This window comes from Jiella sp. M17.18 (assembly GCF_041027365.1).
Lineage (GTDB): Bacteria > Pseudomonadota > Alphaproteobacteria > Rhizobiales > Rhizobiaceae > VKMB-3413.
Window position 1 is genome coordinate 88,698 of record NZ_JBFTEH010000007.1, and the last position, 15,849, is coordinate 104,546.

At 68.3% G+C, this 15,849-nt stretch carries 11 protein-coding genes; 2 read left to right on the top strand and 9 right to left on the bottom strand.

What is annotated here, in order from left to right; translation table 11 throughout:
• Positions 1-10: 10 nt before the first annotated feature.
• The 3 genes from AB5S17_RS14290 to AB5S17_RS14300 are packed head-to-tail and all read right to left on the bottom strand — an operon-like array spanning position 11 to position 1,576.
• Entirely contained in the window at positions 11-616 is a 606-nt protein-coding gene (locus AB5S17_RS14290) for an NADH-quinone oxidoreductase subunit C (protein WP_369240477.1), read from the bottom strand.
• 16 nt (positions 617-632) lie between these two features.
• Complete coding sequence (locus AB5S17_RS14295) at positions 633-1,220, bottom strand: NADH-quinone oxidoreductase subunit B family protein (RefSeq protein ID WP_369240479.1); 588 nt, start codon at positions 1,218-1,220, stop codon at positions 633-635.
• Positions 1,211-1,576, bottom strand: coding sequence for an NADH-quinone oxidoreductase subunit A (locus tag AB5S17_RS14300; RefSeq protein WP_369240481.1), 366 nt, complete (start codon positions 1,574-1,576; stop codon positions 1,211-1,213). Before AB5S17_RS14300 ends, AB5S17_RS14295 begins: the two co-directional genes overlap by 10 nt.
• Positions 1,577-1,935: 359 nt before the next feature.
• Between AB5S17_RS14300 and AB5S17_RS14305 the strand changes: the two genes are divergently transcribed.
• Positions 1,936-2,262: a hypothetical protein gene (locus tag AB5S17_RS14305; RefSeq protein WP_369240483.1), complete on the top strand. Its 327-nt coding sequence runs from the start codon at positions 1,936-1,938 to the stop codon at positions 2,260-2,262.
• A 65-nt stretch (positions 2,263-2,327) separates the two neighbouring features.
• On the opposite strand, the gene AB5S17_RS14310 is transcribed toward AB5S17_RS14305, so the two are convergent.
• Positions 2,328-3,476, bottom strand: a complete 1,149-nt coding sequence (locus AB5S17_RS14310) for a sensor histidine kinase (protein ID WP_369240485.1) — start codon at positions 3,474-3,476, stop codon at positions 2,328-2,330.
• 514 nt (positions 3,477-3,990) lie between these two features.
• Between AB5S17_RS14310 and AB5S17_RS14315 the strand changes: the two genes are divergently transcribed.
• A complete protein-coding gene (locus AB5S17_RS14315; RefSeq protein ID WP_369240845.1) occupies positions 3,991-7,908 on the top strand; it encodes a vitamin B12-dependent ribonucleotide reductase in 3,918 nt (1,305 codons plus the stop codon).
• Positions 7,909-8,195: 287 nt separating this feature from the next.
• Here the strand turns inward: AB5S17_RS14315 and AB5S17_RS14320 are convergent, their stop codons facing one another.
• The 5 genes from AB5S17_RS14320 to AB5S17_RS14340 form a co-directional block, all read right to left on the bottom strand.
• Positions 8,196-9,581 (bottom strand): M20 family metallopeptidase, encoded by a 1,386-nt coding sequence (locus AB5S17_RS14320; protein ID WP_369240487.1) that lies wholly within the window; start codon positions 9,579-9,581, stop codon positions 8,196-8,198.
• Positions 9,582-9,672: 91 nt separating this feature from the next.
• Positions 9,673-11,097 carry a M20 family metallopeptidase gene (locus tag AB5S17_RS14325; protein ID WP_369240489.1) on the bottom strand — a complete coding sequence of 475 codons (1,425 nt, stop codon included), beginning with the start codon at positions 11,095-11,097 and terminating at the stop codon, positions 9,673-9,675.
• 384 nt (positions 11,098-11,481) lie between these two features.
• Complete coding sequence (locus tag AB5S17_RS14330; protein WP_369240491.1) at positions 11,482-13,017, bottom strand: ArnT family glycosyltransferase; 1,536 nt, start codon at positions 13,015-13,017, stop codon at positions 11,482-11,484.
• Positions 12,980-14,080 (bottom strand): glycosyltransferase, encoded by a 1,101-nt coding sequence (locus AB5S17_RS14335; protein ID WP_369240493.1) that lies wholly within the window; start codon positions 14,078-14,080, stop codon positions 12,980-12,982. Before AB5S17_RS14335 ends, AB5S17_RS14330 begins: the two co-directional genes overlap by 38 nt.
• 639 nt (positions 14,081-14,719) lie before the next feature.
• A complete protein-coding gene (locus AB5S17_RS14340; protein ID WP_369240847.1) occupies positions 14,720-15,733 on the bottom strand; it encodes an ABC transporter permease in 1,014 nt (337 codons plus the stop codon).
• Positions 15,734-15,849 lie beyond the last annotated feature (116 nt).

The window sequence follows — 15,849 nt, forward strand, 5'->3', positions numbered from 1 at the left end:
CCGCCCTCGCCTATTGCCTGGCCTTTTCGTCCCCGGGCAGGACGTAGTCCGCGCCTTCCCAGGGCGACAGGAAGTCGAACGAGCGGAACTCCTGGCGGAGTTCGACCGGCTCGTAGACCACCTGCTTCTTCTCCTCATCGTAATGGACCTCGACGAAGCCGGTCAGCGGGAAGTCCTTGCGCAGCGGATAGCCCTCGAAGCCGTAGTCGGTGAGGATGCGCCTGAGATCCGGATGGCCGGTGAACAGGATGCCGTAGAAGTCGTAGGCCTCCCGCTCGTACCAGTCCGCTGCCGGAAAGACGTCGCAGACCGAGGGGACGGGATCGTCCTCCGCCGTGCGGATCTTGACGCGGATGCGCTGGTTCTGCCGCGGCGACAGGAGATGGTAGACTACCTCGAAGCGCTTCTCGCGCGCCGGAAAGTCGACGCCGCAGAGATCGGTCAGGTTGATGAACTGCGTCTGGGGATCGTCCCTGAGGAAGGTCATCACCCGCACGATGTCCTCGGGCGCGACGACGATCGTCAGCTCGCCGAAGCTGAAGAAGTGCTCGACCAGCCGATCGCCGATGGTCTCGGCGATATAGTCCGACAGGTCCTTGGTCGCGAATTCGCGCATCGATCGCCCTTTCCGCTCAGCGCTCGATCGTGCCGGTGCGGCGGATCTTCTTCTGCAGGAGCAGCATGCCGTAGAGCAGCGCCTCGGCCGTCGGCGGGCAGCCCGGCACGTAGACGTCGATCGGCACGATCCGGTCACAGCCGCGGACCACCGAATAGGAGTAGTGGTAGTAGCCGCCGCCGTTGGCGCAGGAGCCCATCGAGATGACGTAGCGCGGCTCCGGCATCTGGTCGTAGACTTTGCGGAGCGCCGGGGCCATCTTGTTGGTCAGCGTGCCGGCGACGATCATCAGGTCCGACTGGCGCGGCGAGGCGCGCGGCGCGAAGCCGAATCGCTCCGCATCGTAGCGCGGCATCGACATCTGCATCATCTCGACCGCGCAGCAGGCCAGCCCGAACGTCATCCACATCAGCGAGCCGGTGCGGGCCCACTGGATGACGTCGTCCGTCGAGGTGACGATGAAACCCTTGTCAGCCAACTCGTTGTTGATGTCGGTGACGAACGGGTCGTGGGCCGGAGCAACCGCCCGGCCAGGATCCGCCGTTCCGTATCCGGCCTCCGCCGCATGCGCGACGAGCGGCTTCTCGCCTGAGATCAATCCCATTCCAGGGCACCCTTCTTCCATTCGTAGATGAAGCCGATCGTCAGGACGCCGAGGAACACCATCATCGACCAGAAGCCGAACCAGCCCAGGGTCCCGAAGCTCGCCGCCCAGGGAAACAGAAAGGCGACCTCGAGATCGAAGATGATGAACAGGATCGACACCAGATAGAAGCGGACGTCGAACTTCATGCGCGAGTCGTCGAACGCATCGAACCCGCATTCGTAGGCCGACAGCTTCTCGTCGTCGGGCGCCTTGAAGGCCACGAGGAAGGGCGAGACCAAGAGAGCCAGGCCGATGATCATGGCAACGCCGACGAAGATGACGATCGGCAGGTAGGATGTCAGCAATACGGTCATCGCGACTTTCGGACCTCATATCGGTTCGCAGGCGATCCGTCGCAAGCATAACCTGCGGAAATCGCCATGCTTCTTGCAGGATCGGCCGCGCGAATACGATCTTGGGCGAACGCCTCGCGAGGGCTTGTCGAAGAGACGCGGTCGGGCCGCCATCCCGCAATGCGGCGACGGTTACCCCCTTCTCCCGGGCGACGCAAGGCTGGAAGCGTTCCAGCTGCGCGGCTGGAACGAAGAGCGCAGATCGCCGACAGTGGCGGGCGCGGCGCCGCAGCGGGAGGCTGTGCGGCTCTACCGGGCGTTTTGGCTTCGGCGGGCGAACCCGCGGCGGAAGGTCGCCGGCAGACAATGGGAGAAACAGCATGAGTGACAGCGATCGCGGCGGCTGGCTGCCGATGTCGAGCGCCGAGCGCGACGGACGGCGGATTCTCGTGACCGTCCGCGCCAGCGAACAGGGACCTGCGGAGGTCGATACCGTGCGCTGGCAGATGCCGAGAGGCGGTGCCGAGCGCGGCTGGGTCGCCACCGACACCGGCCCGGACAACCCCGTCACCTATGAAGACGACGAACTCGTCGCATGGATGCCCCTGCCCCAGCCGCCGGCGGGGCGCGGTGCCGAGGCAACGGTCGGCGGCTGGCCGGACCCGGCGCGCGAGAGCGACTTCGAGGAGGCGGGCTCGGGCATCTGAGCCGCAAGCGCCGCCGCTCTCAGCCCCGGGATGACCCGGTTCCGGCCTCGGCCCGCTCGGTCCGCTCAGTCTCCGGGGATGCCCTGGCAGGGAACCTCGCCGGAGTCGGCCGAGAGCGGCATCGTCGCCTCGAAGATCAGGCCCCTCGCCGTCCATTCCCGGCGCATGGCGCCGCGGAGCTGGCGCACGATCAGCGTGTCCAGCAGCTCGCTTCCGAATCCTTCCGGCGGCGCCGCTCCGGCCTGCGCGGCGATGCCCGCCGGCAGTTCCTCTGTCCAGCGCAGCCGCAGCACCGGCCGTCCCGCTTCCTGTTCGAGCGTCCAGGCGATTGCGAGCGCGCCCTCCGATCCCGGTGCCAGCGCGCCGTATTTCGTCGCATTGGTGGCGAGTTCGTGCATGGCCATTCCGAGCGTGACGGCTTCGTTCGCGGTGAGGTACACCTCCGGCCCGTTCGTCCGGATGCGCCCGCCGAGACCGTAATGCTGCAGTTCGGACGCGACGATGTCGCCGAACAGTGCTCCGGTGCCGTCGCTCTCGACCAGCAGCGAGTGGGTCTTGGCGAGCGAGGCGACGCGCTCGAGCAGGTCCGAGCGGATGTCGGCCGGGCTCTGCGTGTCACGGACCGACAGCGAGATCACCGCCTGCACGGTCGACAGCGAGTTCTTGACCCGGTGCTCCATCTCCCGAGACATCAGCCGCGCCTGCTCCTCGGCCCGCCGGCGGAACCGCACCTCCTCGCGCAGCGCGAGTTCGGACGAAAGAATCGCCAGGAGATCCTGCACCGTCTCGCGATCGGCCGCGGTCCACTGTCGCGGCTGGTGATCGATCGCGCAGAGCGTGCCGATGACCTCGCCGCTCGGCGTCTTCAGCGGCAGGCCGAGATAGGCGACGACGCCGAGCGCCTCGATGGCCGGATTGTCCTGAACGAGGGGATCGATTCGGGCGTCGGCGACGACGAGCGGCTCGCCGCTGGCCACCACATACTGGCAGAACGAGTGCGAGCGGGGCGTCTGGCGGCTGGTGGCGAAGGGTTCCGCGAGCCCCGTCGCGCCGCTGAAGACCTGGCGGTCCACATCGAGGATGGAGACGAGCGCCACCGGGACGCCCAGGATTCGGGCGACGAGCCGCGTGACGCGGTCGAAAGCCTCGTCGGGTCCCGACTCGATGAGGTCCGCGGCGCCCAGCCGCCAACCCGACTCGTTCAGCAAAGACACGACCCTGTCCTTTCCGCGGACGGCTCCATCCGGGCACGTCCCGTGGCCGGATGAGTGACGGCAGCCGGCAATGCCTGCCGAATCGAGCTGCTCAGGATATGGCGATTTTTGTAGGGCCGGCTCGTTCCGGCTTTCAAGCCGGTTTCCTGCGCCGCCGGCCGGTTTTCCAGCGATTTTCATCATATTCGATTCAAGCCGGGGAGAAGCGGCGCCGCCCGATTGACCCGCTTCCGGGACTCGCCCTAGCCTCGGCTTCAGCTCCCAGATCGGACGAGACGCGATCTCCGGCTTTTCCACAGCCGTCCCCGGCTGCCGGCGAAAAGCGTGCAAAACTCGCTCCGGCGCTTTCCCCGCCTCCGATTCAGAGTCGATTAACCTCGCACAAGCTACTATATGTAGCGTTCCGGACCGGCCGCCCCACTAGATCGGCCAACACGGTTCCAGCGAGCCATGCTGGCGGCATGCCGCGCGGAATCACCGGATCTGGCTTCAAACGAGGGATACCGTCATGGGCATGAAGATCGAGCGCCGCTACACCAAGGCCGGCCAAAGCCCCTATCACGACGTCGCGTTCCGCAAGGCGACGAGCGAGATCAAGAATCCCGACGGCTCGATCGTCTTCCGGCTGGAAGGCATCGACGTTCCCGCCCAGTTCAGCCAGGTCGCGGCCGACATCCTGGCGCAGAAGTATTTCCGCAAGGCGGGCGTGCCGGCGCGGCTGAAGAAGGTCGAGGAGAACGACGTTCCCGCCTTCCTGTGGCGCTCGGTCGCCGACGAGAAGGCCCTCGCCGCGCTTCCCGAAGCCGAGCGCACCGGCTCAGAGATGGACGGACGGCAGGTGTTCGATCGTCTCGCCGGCACCTGGACCTACTGGGGCTGGAAGGGCGGCTACTTCGCCTCCGAGGAGGATGCGGCGGCCTTCAAGGACGAGCTCGCCTACATGCTGGCGACCCAGAAGGTCGCGCCGAACTCGCCGCAGTGGTTCAACACCGGCCTTCACTGGGCCTACGGCATCGACGGCCCGAGCCAGGGTCACTTCTATGTCGACTACCGCACCGGCCAGCTGACCCGCTCCGGCTCGTCCTACGAGCATCCGCAGCCGCATGCCTGCTTCATCCAGTCCGTCGCCGACGACCTCGTCAACGAGGGCGGCATCATGGACCTGTGGGTGCGCGAGGCGCGGCTGTTCAAATACGGCTCGGGCACCGGCTCGAACTTCTCGAACCTGCGCGGCGAAGGCGAGAAGCTCGCCGGCGGCGGCAAGTCGTCCGGCCTGATGAGCTTCCTGAAGATCGGCGACCGCGCCGCGGGCGCCATCAAGTCCGGCGGCACGACCCGGCGCGCGGCGAAGATGGTCGTCGTCGACATCGATCATCCCGACATCGAGGCCTACATCAACTGGAAGGTCCGCGAGGAGGAGAAGGTCGCCGCGCTCGTCACCGGCTCCAAGACCGTCTCCAAGCACCTCAAGGCGATCCTGTCGGCCTGCGTCAATTGCGAGGGGCCGAACGGCGACTGCTTCGAGCCGATGAAGAACCCGGCGCTGAAGCGCGCGGTGAAGGACGCCAAGAAGGCGCAGGTGCCGGAGAACTACGTCAAGCGCGTCATCCAGTTCGCACGCCAGGGCTACACCGACATTGAATTCCCGGTCTACAACACCGACTGGGACTCCGAGGCCTATCTCACCGTCGCCGGACAGAACTCCAACAACTCGGTCTCGCTGAAGGACGACTTCCTGCGCGCCGTCGAGGAAGACGGCACCTGGGATCTGATCCGGCGCACCGACGGCAAGGTGGCGAAGACCTTGAAGGCGCGCGACCTGTGGGAGCAGATCGGCTACGCCGCCTGGGCGTCCGCCGATCCCGGCCTGCACTTCAACACCACGATGAACGACTGGCACACCTGCCCGGCGGCCGGCCCGATCCGCGCGTCGAATCCGTGCTCGGAATACATGTTCCTCGACGACACGGCCTGTAATCTCGCGTCGCTCAACCTGATGCAGTTCCAGGAGAGCGTGACCGGGGCCGACGGCAAGGTGACGAAGCGCTTCGACACCGCCGCTTTCGAGCATGCCGTGCGGCTGTGGACGGTGGTTCTCGAGATCTCGGTGCTGATGGCGCAGTTCCCCTCCAAGGAGATCGCGCGCCTCTCCTACGACTACCGCACGCTCGGCCTCGGCTTCGCCAATATCGGCGGCCTCCTGATGTCCTCCGGCATCCCGTACGACTCCAAGGAAGGCCGCGCGATCTGCGGCGCGATCTCGGCGCTGATGACCGGCGTCGCCTACAAGACCTCGGCGGAGATGGCGGGCACGCTCAGCCCCTTCCCCGACTACGAGCGCAATGCCGAGGCGATGCTGCGCGTCATGCGCAACCACGCCCGCGCCGCGCACGGCATCGCCAACGGCTATGAGCAGTTGTCGGTCGATCCGGTGCCGCTCGACCACGCCTCGCTGAAGGACAAGCGCCTGTCCGGCCGCGCCAAGGCCGCCTGGACGGAAGCCGTCGAGCTCGGCTCGCGCAACGGCTACCGCAACGCCCAGGTCTCGGTGATCGCCCCGACCGGGACGATCGGCCTCGTCATGGACTGCGACACCACCGGCATCGAGCCGGACTTCGCCCTGGTGAAGTTCAAGAAGCTCGCCGGCGGCGGCTACTTCAAGATCATCAACCGCGCCGTTCCCGAGGCCCTGCGCACGCTCGGCTACACCGAGGCGGAGATCGCCGAGATCGAGGCCTATGCCGTCGGCCACGGCAACCTCAACCAGGCCCCGGCGATCAACCCCGGCTCGCTGAAGGCCAAGGGCTTCACCGACGAGATCATCGCGACGGTCAACGCCGCGCTGACCTCGGCCTTCGACATCAAGTTCGTCTTCAACAAGTTCACGCTCGGCGAGGCGTTCTGCAAGGACGTCCTCGGCTTTACGGACGCGGAGCTGAACGACTTCTCCTTCGAGATGCTCCCGGCGCTGGGATTCTCGAAGAAGGACATCGAGGCCGCGAACGTCCATGTCTGCGGCGCGATGACGCTGGAAGGCGCCCCGCACCTGAAGGCGGAGCACCTGCCCGTCTTCGACTGCGCCAATCCCTGCGGGCGGATCGGCAAGCGGTACCTGTCGGTCGAGAGCCACATCCGGATGATGGCGGCGGCGCAGCCCTTCATCTCCGGCGCGATCTCCAAGACGATCAACATGCCGAACGAGGCGAGCGTCGAGGACTGCCAGAACGCCTACATGCTGTCCTGGAAGCTCGCGCTGAAGGCGAACGCGCTCTATCGCGACGGCTCCAAGCTCAGCCAACCGCTGAACGCGTCGCTGATCGCCGACGACAATGACGAGGACGAAGTCGTCGAGGAGACGGCCGCTGCGCTCATCGCGTCGCCGCCGGCAGCGCAGGCGGTGCAGGTCGCCGAGCGGATCGTCGAGCGCATCGTCGAGAAGGTGGTGCGCGAGCGCGAGAAGCTGCCGAACCGGCGCAAGGGCTACACCCAGAAGGCCATCGTCGGCGGCCACAAGGTGTATCTGCGAACCGGCGAGTTTGACGACGGCCGGCTCGGCGAGATCTTCATCGACATGCACAAGGAGGGCGCCGCCTTCCGCGCGATGATGAACAACTTCGCCATCGCGATCTCGCTCGGCCTGCAGTTCGGCGTGCCGCTGGAGGAGTATGTCGACGCCTTCACCTTCACGCGGTTCGAGCCGGCCGGCATGGTCCAGGGCAACGAGGCGATCAAGAACGCGACGTCGATCCTCGACTACGTGTTCCGCGAGCTCGCGATCTCCTATCTCGGCCGGCACGACCTCGCCCATGTCCAGCCCGAGGACATCGGCGCCTCGACGGTCGGGCGCGGGGTCGCTGGCGACAAGCCGGCGCCGCTGCCGATCTCGTCCGGCATGGTGCGCGGCCAGACGGCGAAGTTCCGGCTGGTCTCCTCCGGCGAGCCGCAGGGCTCGGCCAAGGTCGAGGCGCCGGCCAAGCCCGCGCCGGTGACGGCATCGGGCCGCCCTGTCGCCGCCGCCAACGCCCCGGCCAAGCCGCAGGCCGCCTCGGCTGCGGCCCCGGCGGCATCGACGATGGGCCGCGCCACCCCGACGGTGGCGGCGCATGCCGGCAACCAGGCGACGGCGTTCAAGCGCGACTACGAGGCGGCCCCCGCCCCGCTCGACATCGAGCCGCTCGACGCCCCGGCCCCGGTCGCAGATGCCTCGCCGGCACAGGGGCTGTTCGACCAGCCGCTGGCCTACGAGGCGAGCGAGAAGGACGCGGCCAATGTCAGCGAAGCGCCGAAGCCCTCCAGCGCCGAGCGCCGGACCATCGCGATGATGAAGGGCTACACCGGCGAGAGCTGCTCGGAATGCGGCAACTTCACCATGGTGCGCAACGGCACCTGCCTGAAGTGCGACACCTGCGGCTCGACGAGCGGCTGCAGCTGAGCGCGCACAGCGGCCGAGGGTCTGACGACGCGCCGGAGGCCGCCTCCATGACACATCGTTCCGCCCGCCCCATCCGGAGCGGGCGGAACGCGCGAAGGCAGACAAAAAGCCCACCCGCAGGATCAGCGGGTGGGCTTTTTGTTGATCAAGATACCGGCCACCCCGGGGGAAGTGGCGGATGCGTCGGAGACGCCCAGGCATCGGGCAGCCAGCGGGTTCGTATCCGTTGACCGCGGCAAGCGAAGGGACGAAACGGCCCGGGCTTCTGCTCGCCCATGCTGCGCGACTCAGGGCGCAGGCGCCGGATCGCCGAGGTCCCAGAACAGCCCGGTCATCAGCTCCAGCGCCGAGAGGCAGGCGTCGAGCAGCACGTGCTCGTTCGGCGCGTGCTGGGAACAGCCGGGATAGGAGTGCGGCACCCAGACGGTCGGCAGGCCGAGAATGTCGGTGAAGCTGTCGTTCGGCAGCGAGCCGGCGAGATTGGGCTGGATCACCGGCGGCCGGCCCGTCGTCGCCGTGATCGAGGCCGCGACCCGCCGCACCCAGGGATGGTCCGGGTCGAGCCGCGTCGCCTTGAAGAACACCCGGTCGGCGGGGGTGATCGCGACGTCGGCGAAGCCATGCGCGTCGAGATGACGGCGCAGCGCCGACAGGATGTCGTCCGGATCGGTACCGACGACGTAGCGCAGCTGGCAGGTCGCCGCGGCATGGCCGGAGATGGCATTCACCGGCGCTTCCGGCACGCCGCTCTTCATCGCGAGGACGGCGAAGGAGTTCCAGCCGAACACGCGCTCGGCGGGTGTCAGGTCCAGTTCGCCCCAGTCGATGTCGATCGGCGGCTCGCGGTTGCCGAGCGGGCAGTCGGCGATCGCGTCCCGGACCGCCGGCGTCAGGCTCGTCGGCCGCCATTCCGGCACCTTGATCTGTCCGCGCGGATCGACGATCGATGCGATCGCGTGGGCCAGCCGCGTCGCCGGGTCCTTCAGCAGACCGCCCCAGTTGCCGGAGTGATGCGCGCCCTCGCGGCAGCGGACGGCGAGCTCGAAGTTGATGGCGCCGCGGCTGCCCATGAACAGCGTCGGCCGGTCGGCCTGGATGCGCGGCCCGTCGGAGGCGATCAGGACGTCGGCCGCCAGCCGGTGCTTCTGCGCGCGGAAGAACTCCGCCAGCCCGGCCGAGCCGGTCTCTTCCGAGGTTTCGATGACGACCTTGAGATTGAATCCGAGCCGGCCGCGGGCCTTGAGGACGGTCTTCAGCGCCGCGAGGTTGACGAGATGCTGGCCCTTGTTGTCGGCGGTGCCGCGACCATAGGCGCGGTTTCCCTCGACGACGAGCTCGAACGGCGAAAGGCCGGCGCGCCAGTCCTGCGTCTGGGCGCGGATGACGTCGCCATGGCCGTAGGTCAGCACGGTCTTGAGCGCCGGATCCTCGATCCGCGTGCCGAGGAGGATCGGGCCGCCGCGCGGATCGGCATTCTCGAAGAGCTCGGTTTCGCAGCCGAGCGCGCCGAGAAGCGGCTGCATCTCCTCGACGAGATAGCGTTTCAACTCGGGCTTGCGCTCCGGGTCCTGGCTCTCCGTCGGGTAGGACACGAGCCGCGCGAGGTCCTGGATGAAATCGCCGGAATCAAAGTAGCTCCGGATTCCGGAAAGCGCCTCGTCGCGTGTCGTCATGTGCTGCCTGTCCATGCAAATGAGCGGCCCCGACGGTGCGGCGCCGCTCGTCCCGATGATGCTGGTCTCGTCCGGCCGCGGGAGCGTCCGTTCAGGCGACCTTCGACATTTCGATCGGCGGGTCGACGTCGGCCGGCAGCGGCGAGACGTAGGGCGTCTCCTTCAGCCGGGCGGCATGCTCGGCCTTCGCCCGCGGGATCAGCGTCTCGTCGAGCAGCGCGTCGATCGCCGTTCCCGCCATGACCTTCGCCGTATGCACCATGCCCTTGTGGGCGGCCGGCATCTTGCCCTGCGCGGTCAGCTGCCAGGAATGGCCGGGCGTCCCGATCGCATAGGTCGCCCCTTCCGCCTGCACCGTCGGCACGACCCAGCTGACGTCGCCGACGTCGGTCGAGCCGAACATGCGCTCCCCCTTGATCTCGAACGGGATGATCCGGTCGCACAAGGCGAGGTCGCGGTCGACCGGCAGGCCGGCGCTGCGAAACGCCGCCGCGATGTCGTCGGCGGTCATGGTCTTGCGGATCTCGCGGGCGAAGGCCTTGTCCGCCTCATCGAAATCCGGCGGGCCGAGCCGCATGAAATTGTCGTGCATGACCCGCTCCAGCGGCTCGTTGCCGACGAGGTTGGAGACCGCGCTGACGACCTTCGCCGTTACCGTCGTTTCGGTCATCAGCGCGGCGCCTTCCGCGATCTTCCTCACCCGCTTCACCAGCGCGTTGAGGTCCGTCAGGTCCTTGCCGCGAACGAGATAGCGCACCGTCGCCTTCGACTGCACGACGTTCGGCGCGATTCCGCCGGCGTCGAGCAGCGCATAGTGCAGGCGCGCGGTCGAGGGCATGTGCTCGCGCATGTAGTTGGCGCCGACATTCATCAGCTCCACGGCGTCGAGCGCCGAGCGGCCGAGTTCGGGCGATGCCGCGGCGTGGGAGGCCCGCCCGGAGAAGGTGAAGTCGATGCGGGTGTTGGCGAGCGATTTGGCGTCGCGCACGCCGGAAAAGGCGGCCGGGTGCCAGGAGATCGCGATGTCGACGTCGTCGAAGGCGCCCGCGCGGACCATGAAGCCCTTGGCCGCACCGCCCTCTTCCGCCGGACAGCCGTAATAGCGCACACGCCCCGCAATGCCGTTCGCCTGGAGATAGTCCTTTACGGCCGTCGCCGCCAGCAGGGCCGCCGAGCCGAGAAGATTGTGGCCGCAGCCATGGCCGTGGCCCGTTCCGGGGATCGGCTTGTATTCGGCGACGCCGGCTTCCTGGGAGAGGCCCGGCAGCGCGTCGTATTCGCCGAGGATGGCGATCACCGGACCGCCCTCGCCCGCCTCGCCCATCACCGCAGTCGGGATGCCGGCGACGTTCGACGTCACCCGGAAGCCTTCCTCCTCCAGCATCCGGGTATGCTCCTGGCAGGAACGGTTCTCGGTATAGGCGATCTCCGGCATGCCCCAGACGCGGTCGGCTAGGGCCTCGAAGGCCGCCTTCTTGCTGTCGACGAGGTCCCAGATCTCCTCGGAATTGCGCATCAATCGATCTTCCTCTCCCGGCGCGGCGATCGCCCACGGGCCGGCACTGCATCAATCTTCGGGCGATGATCGGACGCCGCCGACGCCGGCGGCGCCCCCTATCGCAACAGAGACCGATCGTCGACCGAAAGCAAGGCTGACGATCAGGCGAAGCGAAGCGATCCTCGCCCCCGACCGGTGAGCATCCGGCGGTCACCGCCCGCGGGCTCCTCGGCGCGTCGCCGCGAGGGTTATGCTGCTGCAGGAGCGCGGCTCCGGTAACGACGCCGACAGCTCGGCGGATCAGCGAGCCGCCGAGCGCCGCGTGCGCGCCGGCGCCAACATTGCCTCGCGGCGATGCTGCCCCTTCTGCGGCCGCTCGGGACAGACCTGCGGGGCGGACTCCTAATTCGCCGTTTCGCCATCGCAGCCGGCGGTGAGAAGGTCCGGGCGGGCGCCGGCCACCTTGTAGACCCGATAGTCGTCCACAACCCGCGGGCCGGCCGAGCGGGACACGGTGCCGAGCGGCTGGATCGAGGCGAAGCAGGCGCGGAAATGCGCGATGTCCGGATCGCGCCGGCGCAGGACGAGGAGCGCCGGCTCCTTTGCGAGGCCCGCGTCGGGCGTCTGGAAACTGTAGCGCGCCCGCTCGACCACCTCCTGCACCGTGTCAGGCGCGCCCGAGTGGAAGGCGAGTTCGCCGGTCAGGCCATAGTCGGCGGTCGCGATCCAGCCGGCGCCGTTCCGCTCGGCGAGTTCCTGCAGCCTGTCCGTCATCGCGCCCCAGCCGGCGACCTGGTCGAGCGGCGAGCGGAACGGCAGTCCCGCCGGGCCCGCCACCGCGGCGTAGCCGAGCCCCACGATCTGCAGGCCGAGCCCGACCGGCAGCACCCAGCGGGCGAGCCGGCGCCAGCGGACGTCGTTTCTCGGATCCGCGGCGGCCACGGCGGCGAGAAGCGCCGCAGCCGGATAGATCGGCGCCGGCCAGTTGCCCTGCACGCGGTCGTGGAAGGCGTGCAGCATCATGTAGAGCACCAGCGGCGCTGACAGGAGCGCGAGGAAGGCCGCGGGGCTCGTCCTGTTTCCAAGGAGGTCCCTGCGCCTGATGCGCAGGATCGCGAGGCCGGCGAAGAGCGCGATCAGCGGGTTGAGGAGCGCGAACTGGCCGCCGACAAACTCGCCGAGATAGCGAAGGGTCAGATGGCCGTCGGTGATGCGGCCGAACTGCTTGGCGAAGGAGATCCAGCCGTGCCCGGCGTTCCACATGATCACCGGCAGGAAGGCGGCGAGCGCGACGAGTCCGCCGAGATAGGGCCAGGGCGAGCGCAGCCAGCGCCGCGCCTGAGGGTCTAGGACGATCCAGAGGACGATGCCGGGGCCGAGGAAGAGATTGGTGTATTTGGCGACGCAGCCGAGCCCGGCGAACAGGCCGACCGCGAACCACCAGGTCTCCGCTCCAGTCCGTCTGAGGCGCGCCAGCGCCCAGACGGTCAGCGCCCAGAGCGCCACCGACGGCGCGTCGGGGGTGGCGAGCAGCATCGCTCCGGCAATGAGGAAGGTGGCGTTGATCCACAGCGCCGCGGTCGCCGCGACCCGGCGGCTCAGCCCGAGTTCGCGCCCCGTGGCATAGACCGCGGCCGAGAGCACGAGGTCGGCGAGGACCGGCACGGCCCGCACGCCGAGCGGCGTATCCCCGAACAGCGCCGTGCCGGCATAGATCCACCAGGCGACCATCGGCGGGTGGTCGTAATAGCCGGCGGACGGCGCCTGCGCCCACAGCCAGTAATAGCCCTCGTCCGGCACGAGATCGACGAGGCCGGCGACGCACAGCCGGAACAGGACCACCGCCAGGACGACGGCCGAGGCAAAGGCGAGGTCGCTGTCGGCGAACCGGGCGCCGGCCTCAGCCGGCGCGCCAGGTGACGGCCGAGTTCGTGACATAGTTCCACCCCGCTCCCAAGGCCGCGCCGGCCAGTCCCGCGGCCCACCACCGCTGATCGTCCTGATAGAGGAAGGCGCCGACGCCGACGCCCGCCGCCAGCCCGACGCTGCACAGCGCCGCGAACCAGAGAAGGCCGGTCAGGAACCGCCAGCCGCGCCGGCGCCGGTCGCGGAAGGTGAAGGCGTTGTTCAGCGAATAGTTGAACACCATCGCCGTGGTCATCGCCGCCGCCTGGCCGCCCGCGAAGGAGAGCCCGGCGAGGAGCGCCGCCCGCAGGATCGTCAGATGCACGACGACGCCGGCGGAGCCGACGAGGCCGAAGCCGAACAGCCGCGGCGAGACGAGGCCGCGCGAGAGCTTGGACACGAGGAGCCCGAGATAGTCGAGGACCACATTGGTATCGAGCTTGCTCTCGCCGGCGAGCCGCGGGCGGAAGCTGTAGGGCACTTCGCGCACCCGCAGCGGCTGCTTCGCGGAGGCGACGATGTCGAAGAGGATCTTGAACCCCTGCTCGGACAGCCTCGGCGCCAGCGCCTCGACGATGTCGCGGCGGATGGCGAAGAAGCCGCTCATCGGATCGCTGAGCCGGGTCTTCGTCGCGAGGCCCGCAATGCGGGTCGCGAGCCGGCTGCCCCAGTGGCGCAAGGGGTTCAGCCCGCCGGCCGCCTCGCCCTGCCCGGCATAGCGGCTGGCGACGACGAGATCCGCCTCGTCCGCCTCGACCATCCGGAAGATGGCCGGCAGCAGGCTCTCGTCGTGCTGGAGATCGGCGTCGATGACCGCGACGACCGGCGCCGAACTCGACAGGAAGCCCTCGATGCAGGCGCCGGCGAGGCCCCGGCGCCGCAGCCGGCGGATGCAGCGCACGCGCCGGTCGCGCCGTGCGATCCGCCGGACGGCGTCGGTGGTGCCGTCCTTCGAATCGTCGTCGACGAAGACGACTTCCCAGTCGATGCCGCAAAGCGCCCGATGCAGTCGCTCGACCAGGACGGGAACGTTCGCCGCCTCGTTGAGCGTCGGGACAACCACCGTGAGATCGGCGCCGGCGTCCTTGTCCCGCATGATGTCTGCCGGTGCGGGAATGGACAACACGGAGCGTTGCGCCGCTGCCGGCGACGGGGCCTGCGCCCGCGTGATCGGGCGGCCGATCGTTGACGGATCCGACTCCGGAAGGACCCGCGGCTCATCCCCGGAAAAGGGCTGCAGCTGCGCTTCGAAAGAGGAGAGTGTCACCGAGGTTCGTCCGGACGAACATCAATGGTGGAACGATGGGATGCCTGGAACGGACTCATGCGCTGCGGGCTCTCCAGATCGAAGCGCCGGGCGGTGAGTCGGGCGCATCGCGAGGTTGTGGGTGCGACTGCCGAGCCTGTCGCAGGCCATCTCTCGGACGCTGTAGTCTATCGAACCTGTCAATCGTCTTTCAGGGGACCACCGGCCGCAGAGCCCTCGCATCGAATCCGCCTGGGGCACGTGCAAGTCGAGCACTGCCAAGTGGTCCGGAAGGACGCCCGAAAAACGCCGGACCGGCTGCTTTCCGACTTCTCGGTCCCGTCTCACTCATGCTCAAGCCGGAGCCTGTTGCTCGCAACCTGCGACATCCTGAAGCGGGCGTTCCGCACGGCCGCCAGCGGGATGGATCGGCGTCCGGTCCCCATCGACCGCGCGCGGTTGACGACGGCGGGACCGCCGGCGCCGGCTTCAGGCCTTGCCGCGCTTGCGCTGGCGGTACTGGTCGGCGACCACCGCGGCGACGATGATGATGCCCTTGACGATCTCCTGGTAGTAGGCGTCGATCCGCAGGAAGGTGAAGCCCGAGGTCATCACGCCGAGGATGATGGTGCCGATCACCGTGCCGGTGATCTTGCCCATGCCGCCGGAGAGCGAGGTGCCGCCGATGACCGCGGCGGCGATCGCGTCGAGCTCATACATCACGCCCATGCCGGCCTGCGCGGTCTGCGCGCGCGCGGCGGTGACGATGCCGGCGAGCCCAGCGAGGAGACCTGCGATGGCGTAGACCTTGATGAGGTGCTTGCCGACGTCGATGCCCGACACCCGCGCCGCCTGCATGTTGGCGCCGATCGCATAGGTGAACTTGCCGTAGCGGGTGTAGCGCAGGGCGATGTGGAAGACGATCGCGACGCCGATGAAGATGACGACCGGCACGATGCCCGATCCGATGAAGGCGAAGCTGTCGGTCGGAAACGAGATCGGCTGGCCCTTCGTGTACCACTTGGCGATGCCGCGCGCCGTCACCATCATGCCGAGCGTCGCGATGAAGGGCGGAATCCCCGTCTGGGCGATCAGCGCGCCGTTGACGATGCCGGCGAGCAGGCCGACCCCCAGGCCGACGGCGAGCGGCACGAGGACCGGGAGGTCCGTCAGCGCCGGGTAGACCGCGCGCCCGTATTCGCTCGACTGCGCGAAGCTCATCGCGATCATCGCCACCATGCCGACCACGGAGCCGGAGGACAGGTCGATGCCGCCGGTGATGATCACCTGGGTGACGCCGACGGCGATGATGCCGATCACCGCGACCTGCAGGATCATGATCGTCAGGCGTTGGCTGTTGAAGAGGAAGCTCTGGCCCTGCGTGATCCAGCCGAGGATCTCGAACACCAGCGCGATGGCGACGAGCACGCCCAGGATGTTCAGCTCGGTCGGCACGCGCCGCGACTTCTTCCGCTTGTCGACCGCCGGCGCGGTTCCCGGCATCGGCGTCGTCGTCTGTTCCACCGCCATGGCGTCCTCCCGATGGCTTTGCCCGCAGCCGCGGGCCGCAATCGCGACGTCTGCGGGAAGACCCGCCGCGCCGCTCGAATCCGTCCTTG

Excerpts from the sequence above, each read along its gene's own strand:
- AB5S17_RS14305 (WP_369240483.1), top strand. The coding sequence starts at position 1,936 with ATGAGTGACAGCGATCGCGGCGGCTGGCTGCCGATGTCGAGCGCCGAG.
- AB5S17_RS14340 (WP_369240847.1), bottom strand. The coding sequence starts at position 15,733 with ATGCCGGGAACCGCGCCGGCGGTCGACAAGCGGAAGAAGTCGCGGCGC.
- AB5S17_RS14325 (WP_369240489.1), bottom strand. The coding sequence starts at position 11,097 with ATGCGCAATTCCGAGGAGATCTGGGACCTCGTCGACAGCAAGAAGGCG.
- AB5S17_RS14290 (WP_369240477.1), bottom strand. The coding sequence starts at position 616 with ATGCGCGAATTCGCGACCAAGGACCTGTCGGACTATATCGCCGAGACC.
- AB5S17_RS14295 (WP_369240479.1), bottom strand. The coding sequence starts at position 1,220 with ATGGGATTGATCTCAGGCGAGAAGCCGCTCGTCGCGCATGCGGCGGAG.
- AB5S17_RS14330 (WP_369240491.1), bottom strand. The coding sequence starts at position 13,017 with ATGTCACGAACTCGGCCGTCACCTGGCGCGCCGGCTGAGGCCGGCGCC.
- AB5S17_RS14320 (WP_369240487.1), bottom strand. The coding sequence starts at position 9,581 with ATGACGACACGCGACGAGGCGCTTTCCGGAATCCGGAGCTACTTTGAT.
- AB5S17_RS14315 (WP_369240845.1), top strand. The coding sequence starts at position 3,991 with ATGAAGATCGAGCGCCGCTACACCAAGGCCGGCCAAAGCCCCTATCAC.
- AB5S17_RS14335 (WP_369240493.1), bottom strand. The coding sequence starts at position 14,080 with ATGCGGGACAAGGACGCCGGCGCCGATCTCACGGTGGTTGTCCCGACG.
- AB5S17_RS14300 (WP_369240481.1), bottom strand. The coding sequence starts at position 1,576 with ATGACCGTATTGCTGACATCCTACCTGCCGATCGTCATCTTCGTCGGC.